The following is a 16,686-nucleotide window of genomic DNA, read 5'->3' as shown; positions in this document are numbered from 1 at the left end:
CCGTGCGATTTACGGGGCGAATTCATGCTTTTGGAGTGCGTCAATGTCTGTTCTGCAAACCCCGACACCCGCCTGGAAAACCGACGATCTTGAGCTTTTCGAAGAAGAAGTCGGAAAGTTCTTTACGCGCGAACTGGCGCCCCATGTCGAAAAATGGCGCGAGAACGGCGTTGTTGACCGCTGGGCGTGGAACAAGGCGGGCGAGGCCGGGCTTTTGTGCATGTCGATGCCGGAAGAATATGGCGGCGTTGGCGGCAGCTTCGCCCATGAGCAGATTTTCATCGAACAACAGATCCGTTCCGGCGTTGAAGGTTTCGGCGCGGGCCTGCATAATTGCATCGTCGCGCCCTACATCCTCCATTACGGCACGGAAGAGCAAAAGAAACGCTGGCTGCCGCGTATGGCGTCGGGCGAACTCGTCGGCGCGATCGCGATGACCGAGCCGGGCACCGGCTCCGATCTTCAGGCGGTGCGGACCACGGCGATCAAAGAAGGCAACCAATATGTGATGAACGGGTCGAAAACCTTCATCACCAATGGGCAGACCGCCAATATCATCATCGTCGTTTCAAAAACTGATCCGTCGGAAGGCGCCAAGGGCGTATCGCTGATGGTTGTTGAAACCGATGATGCGGAAGGTTTTTCGCGCGGGCGCAATCTGAAGAAACTCGGCAACAAGGCGCAGGACACGTCGGAGCTTTTCTTCAATGACGTGAAAATTCCGACAGAAAATCTTCTCGGTACGGAAGAAGGTCAGGGATTTTTCCAACTGATGGAGCAGCTTCCCCAGGAGCGCCACCAGATTGCGGTGGGCGCCATCGCGCAGATCGAGCGCGCATTGGAGCTGACCATCGCCTATGTGAAAGAGCGCGAAGCCTTTGGGCGTCCGATCATGAAGTTCCAGAACACGCAATTCGTATTGGCCGAGTGCAAGGCGAAAGCCACCATGGCGCGGGTGTTTGTGGATAGCTGCACCCAGCAATTGCTCGACGGCACGCTCGATGCGGCGACCGCCTCCATGGGCAAGATGTTGCTGACCGATCTTTGCGGCGAGATTGTCGATAAATGCCTCCAGCTGTTTGGCGGCTATGGCTATATGGACGAATATCCGATCAGCCGGATCTACGCCGATTGCCGCGTCGAACGCATCTATGGCGGCACCAACGAAATCATGAAGCTGCTAATCGCGCGCACGCTTTAAGCCATGCGGCTTCGTCCCGCGACGGCGGATGATATTCCCATGCTGAAGCGTTGGGATGAGCATCCTCATGTGGCGTCGGCGGGCGGCGATGATGACTGGTATGACTGGGACGCGGAAATTCCTCGCGACGCTGCATGGGGCGAAATCCTCATCGCCGAGGAGGCCGGGCGTCCCGTTGGCGTTGTAGAGGTTATCGACCCTGCGAAAGAGCCAACTCATTATTGGGGCGAGATCGAGGATAATTTGCGCGCCCTCGATATCTGGATTGGCGAGGAGGGTGATCTTGGCCGCGGGCTTGGAACGCAAATGATGCGCGCGGCTTTTGAGCGATGCTTCGCCGACAAAGCAGTGAAAGCCATCGTGATCGATCCGCTGGAAGGCAATCACCGCGCCCGCCGCTTTTACGAGCGGCTTGGCTTTCGGTTCGTTGAACGCCGCGTTTTCGGAAAAGACCAATGCGCGGTTTACCGGCTCTCGCGTGCGGATTATGAGGCGCTTGCCGGAGGCGCATGAATCGGCGCTATGCTCGGCCATGGAACCCGCCCAGATTTTCGCCGCATTGAGCACGATCGGCCTGTTTGTTTTCGCCATTTCCGGCGCGCTGACGGCGTTGCGTAACGATATGGATGTGTTCGGCGTCGCGATGATCGCCTTTGTGACCGGGGTTGGCGGCGGCACCATCCGCGACGTGCTGCTCGGCTCCTTTCCGGTCTGGTGGATCGCGTCGCCTTCGGCGGTGTTTATCTGCCTGGCCGGCGCGGTGATTGCGACCCTCGCGCAGCCGCTGATCGACTCGCGCTTGAAGGCGCTGATCTGGGCTGACGCCATGGGGCTGGCGGTGTTTTCCGTGCTTGGCGCGCAGGCGGCGCTTGCGGCGAACGCGCCCACCGTCATCGCCATTTTCATGGGCGCGGTGACGGCGACATTCGGCGGCGTCGTGCGCGATGTTCTGTTGAACGAACCGCCGCTGATTTTGAAACAGGATATTTATGCGACCGCGGCGCTGATCGGCGCCGGGGTTTATGTGGGGCTGCTGGCGCTCGGACTTGGCGAGAGTGCAGCCGCCATTATCGCGGCGCTGACCACTTTCGCCATCCGGGCGGCGGCGATCATTTTCAATATTCCCTCGCCGAGATACGCCCGCCCCAGAAAGAGCGAGCTGTAAAGCGGCCGCCAGACGGCTTTATTCGGCCTTGGCGAGAATGCCGGCGATTTCGTCCTTCAGCGCCATGCGCTTTTTGCGCAGCTCTTCCTCGTGCATTTCGCTGGCCGCCTCGACCCGCGCCTCCAGACGGTGAATGTCCCGGTTCAGCTCGTGATAAGCATCCGCCAATTTGGTGAAATGCGCGTCAGAAGTCTTGAGCTTGTGGATCAGATCAGCCTTGTCGGGAAATTCTTCATGCAGTTCATGCGGCGTGTGGGTCATTGGGTCGGCTCCATTTTTCTATGGCCAGACTACCGCCAGGGCTGGGGCGGTGTTTGATATCCGTCAAAAATGGGGCGGATGGTCGGAGTTTAAAGGCTTGCGCGGGCCTATAAATCCGCTATTTAAGGCGTCCCAATCCAAGGGGCGCGGGTATAGCTCAATGGTAGAGTCGGAGCCTTCCAAGCTCAAGATGCGGGTTCGATTCCCGCTACCCGCTCCAGCTTTTCCCCGACAATGCGAAATAACCCATTGAAAATAATATGTTATTGTTTTCGCGCGCAGCGGCCGATTCTCAAATTGGCGATTTTTGGGCTACTTTTTTGATACAAACTGGGCTACAATTTTGCCATGGCTCGGTCTGCGAAAGACGAAAAATTCCTCAAGCAGCGCGGCGGGCGGTACTATTATTACCGCCGCGTTCCCACCCGCTTGCGCCCCTTCTATCCGAGCGAATTCATCCGCCTCGCGCTCGGCACGTCATCGCTTGAAGTCGCTCGGGCGAGACGCGACGCACTCGTCGATGCAGACGAAAGCTATTGGGGGAAACTGCGCCTTTCGCTCGACCTCGAACGCATCGGCGAGCCGATGGAAATGGCGCATGCAAGGAAAAGATACGAAGTCGCAAAAGCGCGGGCGCTTGCAGCCGGCTTCAGGTTCCGAGCGATAGATGAACTCGCTACGCCTTCGATGATCGACGAAGTCGTCAGCCGGCTTCAGGCGATCGAAAGCCGGGCGCCGTCAAATGGCGAACTCAATGAAGAAGACGTCTCGGCAATGCTGGGCGCAGTTGAGGCGCCGAAAGTCTCCGTCAGCGAGGCGATGGAAATTTACCAGACCCGGATAGCGCCGCCTCTGCTCGTCAAGAAATCGCCCGAGCAAAAGCGCCGGTGGAAAGCCACGAAGGATCTGTCGCTCAAATATTTCGTGGACGTCATCGGCGATCTCGCCATGGTAGACATCACCCGCGAACACGGCCAGCAATATTACGATTTCTGGAACAATGAGGTGTCGCCGAAAGATCCGGGCGCGAAGCCGAAACAGCCGAAGACTGCGGATCGCCATTTCGGCGACATTCGCAGGCTTTATACGGATTACTTCAACTATGTCGGCGATGAGACAAGACTGAACCCGTTTCGTAATCTCACTTTCAAGGAACGGCTCAATCGCGGCACGCGAAAATATCCGCCGTTTTCCGACAAATGGATTCGTGAGAAAGTCCTCGTGCCGGGCTGGTATCAACGCCTTACTGATGAAACGTTCCTGGCGCCTTTAATGATGATCGAAACTGGCTGCCGGCCAGGGGAAATTATTAATCTGCGTCCGGAAGACATTCGGCTCGACGCGGAGATTCCCCATCTCGTCATTCCTGATCGTGAAGACCGGGAAGTCAAAACAGAGACGTCAGTGCGCCGGATCCCGCTGGTCGGCGTCTCCCTGGAAGCTGCAAAGCGAGCGCCGAACGGATTTCCGAAATATCACGACAAGACGAATTCATTCTCTGCCGCCGCCAATGCCGCCTATCGGCGTCTCGGCCTCTTTCCAACCGATCGCCACGTTATCTATTCCTACCGGCATTCATTCGAAGACCGAATGAAAGAAGGTCACATTGATTACGAGTTGCGCATGATGCTTATGGGACACAAGAACAACCGACCCGAATACGGAACCGGCGGTTCGCTCGACTATCAGTGCAAAGAGCTTCTCAAAATCGCACACCGCGTTCCAAAAAACTTCTTCCGCGCTTTCGACGGCGCGCGCTGAGCTCAGGCGAGGCGTGGTTGGCGAGAATTGAACGGATGGAAGCCTCTTCCTCCCGGCGTTTGCACACTTCGTCATCGAGCACTTTGAATATCGGCAGGTAGGCCGTCCCGAAGGTCGCCACGATTTCGGCGGCCAGGTCGCGCGCGTGCGTCAATGCTTCATCTGAAACAGCCATGAAGCCATGATCTTGTGAGATAGGCGGGTCTGTATAGTTGGAGCGACGGAAAGTACCGGCAAGCTTTGGCAAGGCGAGACAACGGGCGATAAATTGGATGCTTGCGGCGTTGACTGCTGACGCAGAGAGTGTCTGTGCCCATCTCCAGTTTGGCGCGCAATGCGCAGTTTTTATTTTGTAAAAAATTCCATGTGGAACAAGTCGTGCAGCAAAAAAATGAGGGGCTGCGGCGGTCAGGCTCCGTCAATGCCGCTATCGGGCTCATGATGAGCAACCTTTTGTGCAACCTGCGCAATGAAATGATCGAACCGCCGCCGCGCGATCGCATGGGCGGCGTCGCGCTCGCCGTCGGGAATGGGGTCGGTGTAGGCCATCCAGTAGAGAATGAAATGCGCGAGCGTCTCGTAGGTGAAGGCGACATCGCGCTCGATTTCGGACTGGCGTTCATCGAAGGCGTCGAGTCTGGAAAGAAGTCGCTCTTCCAGCACGGCGTTTGTTTCAGGATTGAACCAGGCGTTGAGCGCTTTTTCCACGACCTCCGACTTCGACGCCCCGGGTTTTTGCGCCTCTTCGTCGAGCCGAGCGTAAAGATTTGTCGGCAGGCGGACGTGAATGCGCGGTCTCGTCATCGCTGTTAAAAGTCAGGCAGGAAATCAGGACCGTCGGGATCGACGCCATTCGCCTTTCGGGGCGCGTCCGCGTCTTGGCCGGAAGGCGGATCGAGCGGGTCGCCCTTGTCCGCATCAAGGTCCCTATCGGAGCCCCCTTCAGGCTCCGGCGCTTCCAGCGCCCGGTCGTGCTCAATGGCGAGGCAGTGTTCCGGACCACTACCGTCAGGCCGGCGTCGCGGCTCCCAGGGGGTGGTGCATCTGCCCAGTCGGTTGATTTGGGCTTTGCAACGTGCGGCGTGACGGGCGCTTCGTCCATCACGCGGTTCGTGAAGTTGGCGTCCTCAAAATAGCGCAGTTTCTTTGCGCGTATAGGCGCCGTCCCGGAGACAAGGACGATTTCGTCGTCGTCGGGAAGCTGCATGACTTCACCCGGCGTGATCAGCGCGCGCTGTGTTTCCTGACGCGACACCATCATATGGCTAAGCCACGCCGAGAGCCGGTGGCCGGTGTAATTTTTCTGGGCGCGCAGTTCAGTGGTTGTGCCGATGGCGTCGGAGACGCGTTTGGCGGTGCGTTCGTCATTCGTGGAAAACGCTATGCGCACATGGCAATTATCCAGTATCGAATTATTCGGGCCATATGCTTTCTCGATCTGATTGAGCGACTGCGCGATAAGATATGACCGGATGCCATAGCCCGCCATGAAGGCTAGGGTGCTTTCAAAGAAGTCGAGCCGGCCGAGTGCAGGAAACTCGTCGAGCATTAAGAGAAGTTTGCGTCTCGACTTGGATGGAAGTTTTTCGGTCAAACGCCGCCCGATTTGATTGAGGATGAGGCGCATGAGGGGCCTTGTACGCGACAGGTCTGACGGCGGCGTTGCGAGATAAAGCGACAGGGGGCGGTCCGCATCTACAAGGTCTTCGACGCGCCAGTCGCTTGCGCTTGTCACCGCGGCGATGACGGGATCGCGATAGAGCGCAAGGAAGCGCATGGCGGTCGAGAGCACGCCTGAACGTTCGTTCTCTGTTTTGTTCAACAATTCCCGGGCGGATTGGGCCACAACCGGGTGAGCGCCCGCCGCCCCCAGATGCGGCGTCGCCATCATGGCGCGCAGCGTCGCCGAAAAGGATCGTTCGGGATCGGACAGAAACCGCGCGCAGCCCGAAAGCGTTTTGTCGGGCTCGGCGTAGAGAACATGGAGGATAACTCCGATCAGCAGCGAGTGTGCGGTGTCCTCCCAATGGTTGCCGCGCTGGAGCGAGCCCTCGGGGTCGACTAGGATGTCGGCGATGTTTTGAGCGTCACGCACTTCGCATTCGCCGCGCCGCACGGCGGTCAAAGGATTATATCGGGGGCTGCGCCGGTCGGTGGGGTCGAAGCGAATACAGGTTGAAAAGGTCGAGCGCCATCCCGAGGTGAGGCTCCAATTTTCGCCCTTGATGTCGTGAATGACGGCGCTGCCTGTCCATGACAGCAGGGTCGGCACAACCAGGCCGATGCCTTTTCCTGACCGGGTCGGCGCGAAGGCCATAACATGTTCGGGACCGTGATGGCGTAGATAGCGCTCCTCCCACCGTCCGAGGAAGACGCCTTCATTGTCGAGAAGCTGTCGACGCTCAATATCGGATTGGTCGGCCCAGCGCGCAGACCCGTAGGTGATCACATTGCGCTCGTGCTTGCTTCGGAGTATCGACCCGATGATCGCGGCGATGATCGCCAGCCCGGTCCCGCTGATCGTAATAAGGCCGCCGCGCGCGAACAGGTCCGGCGCGTAGGCTTCATAAGCGTACCACCATTGGAGCAAACGCCAGGGCTTGTAGACCGGATAGCCGGAGAGTTCGAACCAGGGCGCGCCCAGCGAGGATTGAAAACCGAGCGCGTCGGCCGTCGACTGCGTTGCGACCCAAAGCGCGCCGATTATCAGCGCGAAGACGATGAAAATTTGTCCGATTAGAATGCGTGTACCGGCCATGGATCGCTCCTGAAGTCTGATTGCGGGCTTCAGGAGGTTCGCGTCTTAGGTCGCACATGCCTAGTTGGACGGCGGGCAACGAGCGGCGATGTCGTGCAAAGCCAGGTAATGCGCTACACTTCGTGATCACCTCTTATGGCGCATGCCACTGTCGGCCGAGCAGCGTTTGGTATGCAGATACGATTGCACCTGGAAGGCGCACTTCAGGGCTTATGCCAGTCCCGCCTTGGATAAAGTTTGTTTTTGGACCTGCTCGCCCCCTTTCGCACGTAGGTCGAAAGGCAACCAATACCGCGTGCTCCTGCCGCCTCCGGTGACGACCAAGGCTTTCATTTCCGCCAATGCCTGAAGGTCGCGCGTCGCTGAAGGCTTGGATGTTTTTGCGATGGAGACATACTTGTTTGCACTCATGCCACCCACAAATCCTTTGGGACCTTCATCGAGCATGCGGCGGATAACGCGTGTCTGGCGCTCATTGAGTCTGTCCTTGAACGTATCGAAAAACTTCACCTTCTGGAGTGTGAAATCGATCTGATCTTCAGCATCCTGCTGCGCCTTGAGGCAGACGCTCAGAAAGTATCTGATCCAGTCCGTCACCTCGTTCGTTTGCTGAGCCGCTTTCAGGGCATCATAATAGGCGTTCCGGTCCGACTCGATGGCCTTGGACAGGCTGAGCAAGACTGGCCGCCCAACTCCCTGAGACAAGGCCTTTTCCGAGATAGTGCGTCCAATGCGTCCATTTCCGTCTTCAAACGGATGAACGCTTTCAAAATAAAGGTGCGCAAGGGCGGACCGTATCGGCGCCTGTTTGATTGGCTTGTGGCCGCCCGGTCCTGTTGTGTTAAACCATTCGACGAACTGGGTCATCATTGTGGGCACGTCTGCAGATGGCGGGGCCTCATAGTGGACAGTCTCCCGCCCAATCGCGCCGGAAACAACCTGCATCGGTTCTTCGTGCGTGCGCCAGGCGCCCACAGAAACGCGTTGATTTCCGCGCATCAGCATCCGATGCCAATTAAAGAGCATGTCTTCTGTAAGCTGAGATGCAAACTCTCGCCTTACAGCCACCATCAACTCCGCGACGCCGGCTGCTCTTGCATCTCTGGCGGGTGGCGCGTCTGTCAGGCCCAGATTGCGCCGGATGGATGACATCACATCGGCGCGGCTGAGATACTCGCCTTCGATCTCAGATGTCTTTATGGCTTCCGAGACCATGACTTCGATCAGGGTCTCGACTTGCGTGCCCTCCGGCAAAGCCTCAAGAACACCACTGACACGGCCGACACGGCCTTCGAAAGCCGTCAATTCATCGAGAATTGCCGAGATATCGTAGGAGAAATTCGCCCAGTCCGGTTGTTGCCAATTATAGGTCATGAGCCGATTATGACAGACATTCGGCTCAATATCACGTAAATTTTGAGCCGAATGTCGAAATTATTCGGCTCATGCATCGCCGTCATGAACATGTGGACCTTTCCAAGGCACATCAGGCGATCTTGGATAGGAGAAGCCGCAAGCGCTAAAGCGTCTTAGCGGCATCCGTCAGGCGTCATCGGGCGAGCCCGCGCCGCCGCTGCGGTCCCATCGCCCAGCCGATGCCTCGGACGGTGCGCTCGATGGTCATGTTCCGACCGACCTGTCGTCCGAGACTGTCGCGCCATGGCGCCATGATGAAGGCTTTGTCTGTCCCGATGACCGCCATACGGCCCTGGGCGAGATCCACGCAGCCTTCGAGTTTTCCGTTGAATCGCTCTCCAACGCCTAACGCCATCGCCTGACGCCCGGTCTTTGAAGCCTGGTGTGCAGCTGCACGTCGCAGCTCTTCATGCCGCAATGCTGCGCGCTGGATGCCAGACAGGCGCCCTCCAGCATCGTCCGTAAGCAAACCTTCGCGCCGCAAGAATGCAAGCCGCGCTGCGCGATGCTCCAAAACACGAGGGCCGTCATGTTCTGCGCTGTCTAGCCATGTGTCGGCGCGCAACGTTGCTTGTCTGTCGAGTGAGAGCCAGGAGACAGTCTTGAGCTGCAGGCCGCCAGAACGGCGGGACTCGAAACGCGCCGCCCGTTCCAGGTAGTCGTCCGGCACGCTCCAGGCTCCGTCGTTTTTGCGCTCGACTATCCCGGCTCGGCGCAAAGCTTCGAGCCGGCGCTTATGTGCGAGCCGGTATTCGCTGGTCGAGCCCGGATCGGCTTCGGCATGCAGCGCATCCGACCAGATGCCGCCGCTGTGTTCGGCAATCTCTGCAATCGTCCGGTCGGCGCGCTTCGGTGCGGCTTGGTTCCGGCTCACTTCAACGACGGCGCCGACGGGCGGAGCGTTCGCCTGATCCATGGCGGCGGCGGGGACATGCCAGACGCGGCCATCGAAGTCTTCCACCAGGAGAAACCGGGTGTCGCGCAATTCGTCTTCCGGCCCGTGTTCAAGGACGGTCCCGGATATAGCCGGGGCGTCCGGCGCCAGCGCATCTGCGAATTTCAGGGCCTCGCGGCGCTTGCCGCCCGCGCGCGCCAGGGTGCGGATAATGTCGCCGCGACGGCCCATTTCTTTGAGCGTGTCCGTCCAGCCGGTCTTCATAGTCCATGCTGGCGACCCGGTTTTCTCCGTAAGCCCCAGGTTTTCGAGATGGCGAAGACGCGCGAGCTTGAGGTGACGTTCGAAACGATCGGCCTCGGTTGTCGCGCGGTCAATGATGACAACGCCGTCTATAGCGTCTCGTTCAAGCGCATGGTCGATGGCGGACATGCGGTCCTTGTCAATCTCGCTTTGACGCGCCCGGAGGATGTCGAGATCGCGGCGCGGTCCGAGCCGTCTTGTGACGATGTCTTCGGCCGCCTCGCGGATGCCGTTCATGAGGTAGTCTTTCGCAATCACTACATCCTTCAGGCGGGCGTCGCGTCCGCGGATGACGATATGGGCATGGGGATGGCCGCTATTGTGATGATCGACGGCGACCCAGTCGAGCCGCCGGCTCGTGTCGCGCTCCATCCTTTCCATCAGTTCGCGAATGGCCGGCTTGAGGTCGCCGAGCGCCACGCCGTCTTCAGGCGAGACGACGAGGCGAAACTGATGCGGATCGCGCTCGCTGCGCTCCAGGAATTTCCTCGGGTCAATCTCCTCCCGCTCGCGGTCATAAAGCCTGCCGCCTTCTCCATTGCGGTCGACGCCGTCGCGCTGGAGGTATCCGACATGGGCGCGGTAGAGGCCGGCGCCGGACTTACCGGCGCGGGCGATGTGCGCTTTGACGATGACGCGGCGCACGCGCCGGCGCGCCAGATGGCGGGTCGCGCGGGCTCGCGTTCTGGCGGCGCCGCCGGCGCCGTAGCGCTTGCCGGTGAACGCACTCTTCGCTCGCGCTTTTTTGAGACGCGCGACGGCGCGTTTGAGCCGGGTCCTGACGCGCTTGCCGCCGGATTTACCGAGATCCCTGATGCGGCCGAGGCGCGGCTTGAAATCATCCGCTCCCGTCATAATCGTTGCAATCGGGGCGGCGCTACACAAATTCTAATGTTTTCACACACTTCGCCTGAACAAGAGCGCCGCAGCGTTGTGCAACGCGCGCCAGAAAAACGATGTGCAGACAAGGCGTTGCCTGCAGGGCGGCGCCACTGCTTTAATCTTGCCCTACCGGGTCCGCTTTTCCATTCCTTGCGATTGCTTGCAGCGCATTGCATGGGCTTGCTGTGCTGTCAGTCGCCGAAGAGCAGAACGGGGAGGGCGACGGCGTCCACATCATCGATCCGGGTTACGCCGAAATAGCGTCCATCGAGGGAGCGCGGATGCTCGTTCAGCAGGAATATTTCGCCCGCATGGAGGATGAAACAGCCGCTCCAGGTTGGCAATTCCTTGCCCAATTGATCGTGCTCAAGGGCGGTTGCGACCGGTTTTCCGTCTATGAAAATTTGCAAATTTTCGCGGCAGATTTCGGTGCCGGGAAGGGCCGCGACGCGCTTTAGCAGCGGCCAGCCATCGCCGATAAAGCCATGGCGCGCTGCCCAACTGGCGGCGTCGCTCCGGTAGGAGACGATGACCCAGTCGCCGAGCGCTATGGGATCGCTGCTTGTCCGGTAAATGCCTTCAGGCGCGGAGCCGGTGCGATTCCAGATGAGCTGCTTGTCCGGGTCTGCAGCGCTGCTTAAACACATCGCTGCAAGACCGCAGACCATGATGATCAGGGGGCGCTGTCTCATTTACGCCTCCCTATGCGCTGCGAGGTCGACTGGTAGGTGCTTCGTTCCGACCAGGCTTTGAGGCTGCGCCGCGTGTAGAACACGCGGGGACCATGCTTGCGATAGATCGGCCCGCGTCCGATGCAGCGGTAGTGATTGAGCGTGGAGCGCGAGAGACGCAGCAGTTTGGCCGCCTCATCGACAGTCAACAGCTCATCGAGGTCGTGATCGTCAGCTGATTTAAGGTCGTCCCGTCGATGCGTATCGGACTTTTCACCATGCTTTTTGCGTCTCATAGCGCGGTTTCCTTTTCAAACGCTTGCGATGGCGAGAGTTTGGACAGAAATGCGCGCGCCGGGAGACGGAATATTCCCGGCGGGATTTTCCAACAGCGGCGTTAATCCTGATACGGACATGAAAAAGCCGCCCCGGATCGTCTCCGGGGCGGCTTTTTCGTGGGTGCGCTACGCGCCTAGCTGTGGGGGTTCCAGAGGATGACGTGACGGCCATCTTTGCCCTTCACGGGCGCCAGATCTCGCATAGACTTTGCGCGGGCCGATCTGCGGATCTGCGAAGCTGAGAGAGAGATATTCGCGGCCGGAAGATTTCGAGACGCGTAGCCAGCCGCCGCCGATTTCGGTGCCGGTTTCGCCTGCGAAGATGCGGTAGTCGGCGGCGCGGTCGGATGGTTTCTCGGCGACTTTCTCGATGCGGATTGATGCGGCGAGATTGATCATGGCGAGATGGCCTTCATAGCCGGTTTTCGTTTCGCTGACATATCCGAGTGCGTTTGCCATGTTAAAAGTTCCTTTCAGTTGCTTTGCTGTTCCGGGGACCCATTGCCCCCGTCGACGCCGGACCGAAAGGACGGCGGCGGCCGGCCCTGAACCTGCAAAAAACAAAATAAAAAGCGGGCGCAGCGCGAGCGAAGCACCGGCGGGGCGATGAAATTTGCTCCGCGCGGAATGCGCGCCAGCGCAAGGGAAATTTCTTCGGCCCGCCGGTTTCAGGGGCCGGCGGCCGTCGTCCAGGTCTAAAGGCCAAAGACGGGATGCAAGGGGAGCAGCCAAGAAGTCAAAGCGGATTGAAAGAACGCGGACGGCAATGTTTCGGAAATTTGCGGGAAGCGCCGGAGTAAGAACGGCGTCTTCCTCGCCTACTGAACCACAATCGCCTCGCTGAAGGACGACGTCGGCGCCGGTCTAATGACCCCCGCGGCTTTCTGCATCGGGGCCCTGGAATCTTGTATGGAAAGCGCGGCGCGTCCGGCGGACTCGAACGCCACGCCAGCTCTTCGCGAACCCGAGTTCGCCAGTCTTTGATCGATGCGATAAACCGCGGTTTGCGTAGGGCTTCAATGCTGGGATTCACACTCTTCGTCAGGCCGTCATATCGAGCCTGCGGCAGCGAGGCGTCAGCGTGGGAGAGGCGAGGGGGACGAATGATGACATCCGGGCGGATCTTGTTTGACGGGAGTTGCTTTGACCTTTACGGCCTGCTGCTGGCAATGAAAGGGAGATACCTATGGGAATCGGCAAAGAGATTGTCGCGGATGAGGAAAATCTTCTCGGGCTTACGGGAAGGATTGTCGCCGCCTATGCCGGAAACAATTCGCTCAAGCCCGACCTCCCGTCCTGATGCAGGAGGTCCATGCGGCAGTGTCTTCGCTTGCTGAGGGCAACGGGCGTTTGATCAGCCAGAGGGACCCGGCCGTACCGGTCGAGAAGTCGCTGGCGGCCGATCACATTATCTGCCTTGAGGACGGCAAGAAGCTGAAAATGCTGAAGCGCTATCTGCGGACTCATTACGATCTGTCGCCCGAGGAATACCGCCGCAAATGGGGGCTTCCCGCTGACTATCCCATGGTGGCGAAGAACTACGCGAAAAAGCGATCACAGCTCGCCAAGGAAATCGGGCTCGGAACGCTTCCGAAGACGAAGCGAAAGGCGGCCCGGAAAACGGCAAGCCGCACTAAAGGAAAACGAGCGCGCGCCTGACCCGCTTAAATCTTGAAAATGTGCGGCGCTTTGAAAAAACCCGGTTATCATTGTTACGGCCTGATTTTTTCTCGGCCGTTCACAGCATAATTCCAAGGAAGGTCACTGAAGACCGAGCCGTTCGCCAACCGTACCGGAACACCGCACAGATATCTCTTACAGGTCCGGGACGAAGCGTTGACGGTAAACACACGACGTTTCAATTATCACACCCCGGCGCCTGAAGGCGGTGGAAGCGGATAACGTCGAGCCGGAAAGGAAGTCCCCTGAATACCTGCCGTATCGGGACTAACTTGCGCTTGGGCTGAGGCGCTGCAAGGCTCCGGGTCATGCGACCACGGACAATATGCAATGAAGAACTGGTGATTTCAAGCGTCACACTTGATGATCAGACTGACAAGCAAGAACGTCCGCTGTATCAGCTTTGGAACGTTAGCTTCCAGGTTTTTCGCAATCGTCATCGTCTGGTTTAGCGGCAGCAGTCGACATGACCTTTGCCAGTGTGTCCAATGCGCTTTCAACTTCGTTGGCGCCTTTGATGCGTACGCCGTACTCTCCCGCCTTCAGTTCAATTTCACGTTCAGACCGATAGCTTAACCAAGCCGATATAATCTCCTTAAGCGTTACAAGAATTTTCCCGGTGAGAGGCGCGCTACTTAACATTAAGACAGCGCCAACAATTAGGCCGGGATCTCCAGCTTCATCTGGCAGCCCTTCTGATCTTTCCGATTCAAACTCTAGCTTGGCCCCGATATCGAACGCTAGCATTTGCAGTGAGCTACTAGTCCTCTGGTCGCCCATGTCAGCATCCCCGGCGTAAAACTGTCAGCAAAGATTTAATACTAGTAATGACGATAGTCAAAAGACCATGGATCAAATCGCGACAGAATCAAAAATACGTGCGTCGCCGATATCATGTGAGGCGAGACTTTTGATCATTTTGGTATTTCGAAAGAGGCAACTTGACCCGCGAAAACTGGATCTCGGATAGGTGAAATACTCGATTGCGATAAAATGGTTGTTTAGCAGACAACTCCAGAAACGCGGTGTCATTAGAAAGTATGGCGTCTACGAAAGGCGCGTAGACCATATGCATACCATCATGAAGCACACCGCGATTTAAATGACCTGCACGAAACTGCGACGCCGCCATTACAGCCATCTCAACAACAGGACCACATACAAAAATCTCAGGATAATCAATAAATATGCGCGTAACTTGTGCGTACTCCAAATCTCCAGTGAACCCTTTTTCCGCCCACAAACTGTTGGCTTCGGATCGATCCAAGTCTGAACATATTATGAGAAGGAGAAATACATAGAGTATTACAAACTTCGCAGTAATTTCGTCGACATTCCATGTTTCTAAATCCTCACGGAGCGCGGAATAGATTTCCATTACATACTTCGCGGCAAGGCTGACAGTTTCGTCCGCATGGTTGGCGCCGCACATTACGCTGTTCAAATTCTTCGAAATTGTACGAAAGGGCCGTGTCCTCGCGGTAAGATCAGCTAACTTGAAGGCGAACGTTTTTGAAAAGTCCCTTGTCATATCACTCCACAGGTTGCGCCAATTCAAACCTGTGAAACAGGAGTAGTTAATCCTGTTCACAGGATAGGCGTGACGAAGGTATCGGACCACTAACTCGGTTGGCGTTGCGAGTAGCAAAGGATCGAATAGCGCTTGCGCAGCCAACAGCATTTTATCCGCTCGCAGTTGATCCGTATTCAACATTATCTCCCAGAGCATCGTTGGCGATGTAACGAAGATGACATTTTTCTCACGCTGATACGCACGCGTTAACTCAATGTCAGCAATCTCAAAATTATCCACGAAATGGTTGAATGCTGAGGTTTCCAAATACAACCGCTGAGCGCGAAAAAAACGGTTAATTTCAGACTCGCCTACGCTAGAGTTCCTTTGAACTGCTTTTTTATCTATGCCTCGCATGAAACTTAGTCCCAACTATTGCCAGAGGAACTCGCTGCATAACGCAACACCGTGCGAAATACTCCAACAAACTTAGAATCCCACACATGCCTCAACCGGCAATATTTTTATTAATCTTCGCGTCATTTCTGTGCGCGATTTTCTCGATCACATTTGCAGCTTTATCACCGCCGCAAATAGCGAAAACCATTGGAGTTGCAATCACCATTTCTGCGCCAAGCAGCTTGAGCAAACCAACAAAAGTCGTGATTAGGCTCAGCCTAACGGCCCAATCGACAAGTTCTGGTCCGTTGTTGTTCAGCCAATCCTCGAGGTGAGATGCAAGCTTGTTTAGAATGGCTTTTTTCTTCGCTGTCGCCGCTGGCGCAATTAATAAAATTAGTGGTGTCGATTCTTAGCTGTTTAAGAAATGCCCTTTTTCTTTCCAGAGTATCGATTGCTGTTTCTGAGTTCGGTCGTTCTTCTTCAAGCCGGCGAAGCTCGTTGTCTATCTGTTCAATTAGGCTAAGCGCTATCAGTTTTGCACCTTCAAGATCACTTACATGTATTGCAATGTCGCCATGATTTCCGTTTGGCGAGGTCACTTGATTCGGGCCGTCTCCCGAACGAAGAGCTAGCTTTCCGCATAAGGATGAATTGATGTGTTTCGCACCCAAGAGCCAATCGCCTTCTGATAGCCCCGAGACATATGAGCTGAAACTTGTGTCTGGCTCATCACCCCTCAAAATCGATTCATACCACTCAATCCAATTTTGCCAATTTTCGTCTTGGCGAGTGAGTATTTCCTTTAAACGCCGCCAATGAGAGTTCACGTCACGTGGAACCGTATATTCAACATTCGGCCACAACGGGCCGAATTCATATATACTCAGTCCATCAGTTTCCTGGGCGCGCTTGATATCGGCATTGACACTGTCAATAATAACTGACTGCCACGCGGCCTCATGGAATTTTCCTCCTCCCGCCTTCTTTATCGACGCAGAGTAAGCTTGCATGGAGCCGGTAACTGAAGTTAGGCAAAATTGCACTGCATCCATCTCATCAATAGATGTGCACGACAAAGCGGAAGCCATAGATATCGTCACAGATTCCAGCGAAGAATTTCGTTTGCTGAACTTCCTTGCGTTATCTACCCCATGGATAGCGGGTAGGTTTTTTATCCGTTTATTTGGCTCGTCACCAATCGTTGATTCGATTGCGTTCGCGGCTGATCTAAATATTGCCAAGCACACTTGGTTGATAAAGCGTTCCGACTCTAGCTTTGTGCTATTTTCACCACTCCCCATAAGCGGGAGAACGCGCAGCGCTGATCGAAGCGCAACGAGGTGAGACAGCCGAGCCGGCTGATCCGACAAGAATTTTCGCAATTCTTCTTCTGATACGATGACTTGCATGGGGTTCGGCGCTCCAAGGCCAATCTTTTAC

Annotated in this window: 17 protein-coding genes and 1 tRNA gene; 6 read left to right on the top strand and 12 right to left on the bottom strand. The window is 56.7% G+C overall.

All coding sequences use genetic code 11. The annotated features are described in order from the left end of the window. The first annotated feature begins 43 nt into the window (after positions 1-43). From AC0L8G_RS15660 to AC0L8G_RS15650, 3 genes are read left to right on the top strand one after another with little or no spacing between them, the layout of a single operon-like run. Positions 44-1,201 (top strand): acyl-CoA dehydrogenase family protein, encoded by a 1,158-nt coding sequence (locus AC0L8G_RS15660; protein WP_473385104.1) that lies wholly within the window; start codon positions 44-46, stop codon positions 1,199-1,201. A gap of 39 nt (positions 1,202-1,240) precedes the next feature. Further along, positions 1,241-1,714, top strand: a complete 474-nt coding sequence (locus tag AC0L8G_RS15655; protein WP_473385103.1) for a GNAT family N-acetyltransferase — start codon at positions 1,241-1,243, stop codon at positions 1,712-1,714. A gap of 19 nt (positions 1,715-1,733) precedes the next feature. Next, entirely contained in the window at positions 1,734-2,366 is a 633-nt protein-coding gene (locus tag AC0L8G_RS15650) for a trimeric intracellular cation channel family protein (protein WP_473385102.1), read from the top strand. Positions 2,367-2,384: 18 nt separating this feature from the next. Here the strand turns inward: AC0L8G_RS15650 and AC0L8G_RS15645 are convergent, their stop codons facing one another. Continuing rightward, positions 2,385-2,627, bottom strand: a complete 243-nt coding sequence (locus tag AC0L8G_RS15645; protein WP_473385101.1) for a YdcH family protein — start codon at positions 2,625-2,627, stop codon at positions 2,385-2,387. Positions 2,628-2,773: 146 nt separating this feature from the next. On the opposite strand from AC0L8G_RS15645, the gene AC0L8G_RS15640 reads away from it, so the two are divergent. Both AC0L8G_RS15640 and AC0L8G_RS15635 read left to right on the top strand, forming a co-directional pair. Then, a tRNA-Gly gene (locus AC0L8G_RS15640) sits at positions 2,774-2,847 on the top strand. A 128-nt stretch (positions 2,848-2,975) separates the two neighbouring features. Then, positions 2,976-4,388 carry a DUF6538 domain-containing protein gene (locus tag AC0L8G_RS15635; protein ID WP_473385100.1) on the top strand — a complete coding sequence of 471 codons (1,413 nt, stop codon included), beginning with the start codon at positions 2,976-2,978 and terminating at the stop codon, positions 4,386-4,388. Positions 4,389-4,796: 408 nt separating this feature from the next. Here the strand turns inward: AC0L8G_RS15635 and AC0L8G_RS15630 are convergent, their stop codons facing one another. The 7 genes from AC0L8G_RS15630 to AC0L8G_RS15600 all read right to left on the bottom strand — a co-directional run bounded on the left by AC0L8G_RS15630 (position 4,797) and on the right by AC0L8G_RS15600 (position 12,110). Next, positions 4,797-5,165, bottom strand: a complete 369-nt coding sequence (locus tag AC0L8G_RS15630; protein ID WP_473388889.1) for a hypothetical protein — start codon at positions 5,163-5,165, stop codon at positions 4,797-4,799. Beyond that, positions 5,062-7,146: an IncP-type conjugal transfer protein TraG gene (traG, locus tag AC0L8G_RS15625; RefSeq protein WP_473385099.1), complete on the bottom strand. Its 2,085-nt coding sequence runs from the start codon at positions 7,144-7,146 to the stop codon at positions 5,062-5,064. Before traG ends, AC0L8G_RS15630 begins: the two co-directional genes overlap by 104 nt. A gap of 210 nt (positions 7,147-7,356) precedes the next feature. Further along, positions 7,357-8,520 carry a Fic family protein gene (locus AC0L8G_RS15620; protein ID WP_473385098.1) on the bottom strand — a complete coding sequence of 388 codons (1,164 nt, stop codon included), beginning with the start codon at positions 8,518-8,520 and terminating at the stop codon, positions 7,357-7,359. A gap of 175 nt (positions 8,521-8,695) precedes the next feature. Beyond that, the gene (locus AC0L8G_RS15615; RefSeq protein ID WP_473385097.1) at positions 8,696-10,615 is read right to left on the bottom strand and encodes a DUF3363 domain-containing protein; all 1,920 of its coding nucleotides are present in this window, start codon (positions 10,613-10,615) and stop codon (positions 8,696-8,698) included. A gap of 218 nt (positions 10,616-10,833) precedes the next feature. After that, positions 10,834-11,334: a S26 family signal peptidase gene (locus AC0L8G_RS15610; protein ID WP_473385096.1), complete on the bottom strand. Its 501-nt coding sequence runs from the start codon at positions 11,332-11,334 to the stop codon at positions 10,834-10,836. Next, a complete protein-coding gene (locus AC0L8G_RS15605) occupies positions 11,331-11,609 on the bottom strand; it encodes a helix-turn-helix domain-containing protein (RefSeq protein WP_473385095.1) in 279 nt (92 codons plus the stop codon). Before AC0L8G_RS15605 ends, AC0L8G_RS15610 begins: the two co-directional genes overlap by 4 nt. A gap of 168 nt (positions 11,610-11,777) precedes the next feature. Then, positions 11,778-12,110: a DUF736 family protein gene (locus AC0L8G_RS15600; protein ID WP_473385094.1), complete on the bottom strand. Its 333-nt coding sequence runs from the start codon at positions 12,108-12,110 to the stop codon at positions 11,778-11,780. 861 nt (positions 12,111-12,971) lie between these two features. Here AC0L8G_RS15600 and AC0L8G_RS15595 point away from each other — a divergent pair. After that, complete coding sequence (locus tag AC0L8G_RS15595) at positions 12,972-13,310, top strand: Ros/MucR family transcriptional regulator (RefSeq protein WP_473385093.1); 339 nt, start codon at positions 12,972-12,974, stop codon at positions 13,308-13,310. Between the two features lie 432 nt (positions 13,311-13,742). On the opposite strand, the gene AC0L8G_RS15590 is transcribed toward AC0L8G_RS15595, so the two are convergent. The 4 genes from AC0L8G_RS15590 to AC0L8G_RS15575 all read right to left on the bottom strand — a co-directional run bounded on the left by AC0L8G_RS15590 (position 13,743) and on the right by AC0L8G_RS15575 (position 16,655). Beyond that, complete coding sequence (locus AC0L8G_RS15590; protein ID WP_473385092.1) at positions 13,743-14,111, bottom strand: hypothetical protein; 369 nt, start codon at positions 14,109-14,111, stop codon at positions 13,743-13,745. A gap of 112 nt (positions 14,112-14,223) precedes the next feature. Then, complete coding sequence (locus AC0L8G_RS15585; RefSeq protein WP_473385091.1) at positions 14,224-15,261, bottom strand: hypothetical protein; 1,038 nt, start codon at positions 15,259-15,261, stop codon at positions 14,224-14,226. Between the two features lie 91 nt (positions 15,262-15,352). Beyond that, on the bottom strand, positions 15,353-15,493 hold the full coding sequence (locus tag AC0L8G_RS15580) for a hypothetical protein (protein WP_473385090.1): 141 nt from the start codon (positions 15,491-15,493) through the stop codon (positions 15,353-15,355). Positions 15,494-15,521: 28 nt separating this feature from the next. After that, positions 15,522-16,655 (bottom strand): hypothetical protein, encoded by a 1,134-nt coding sequence (locus tag AC0L8G_RS15575; RefSeq protein WP_473385089.1) that lies wholly within the window; start codon positions 16,653-16,655, stop codon positions 15,522-15,524. Between the last annotated feature and the right edge of the window lie 31 nt (positions 16,656-16,686).

The sequence above is a fragment of the Hyphococcus sp. D3-15 genome (assembly GCF_055809375.1).
This window is presented reverse-complemented; position numbering and strand designations above follow the sequence as displayed.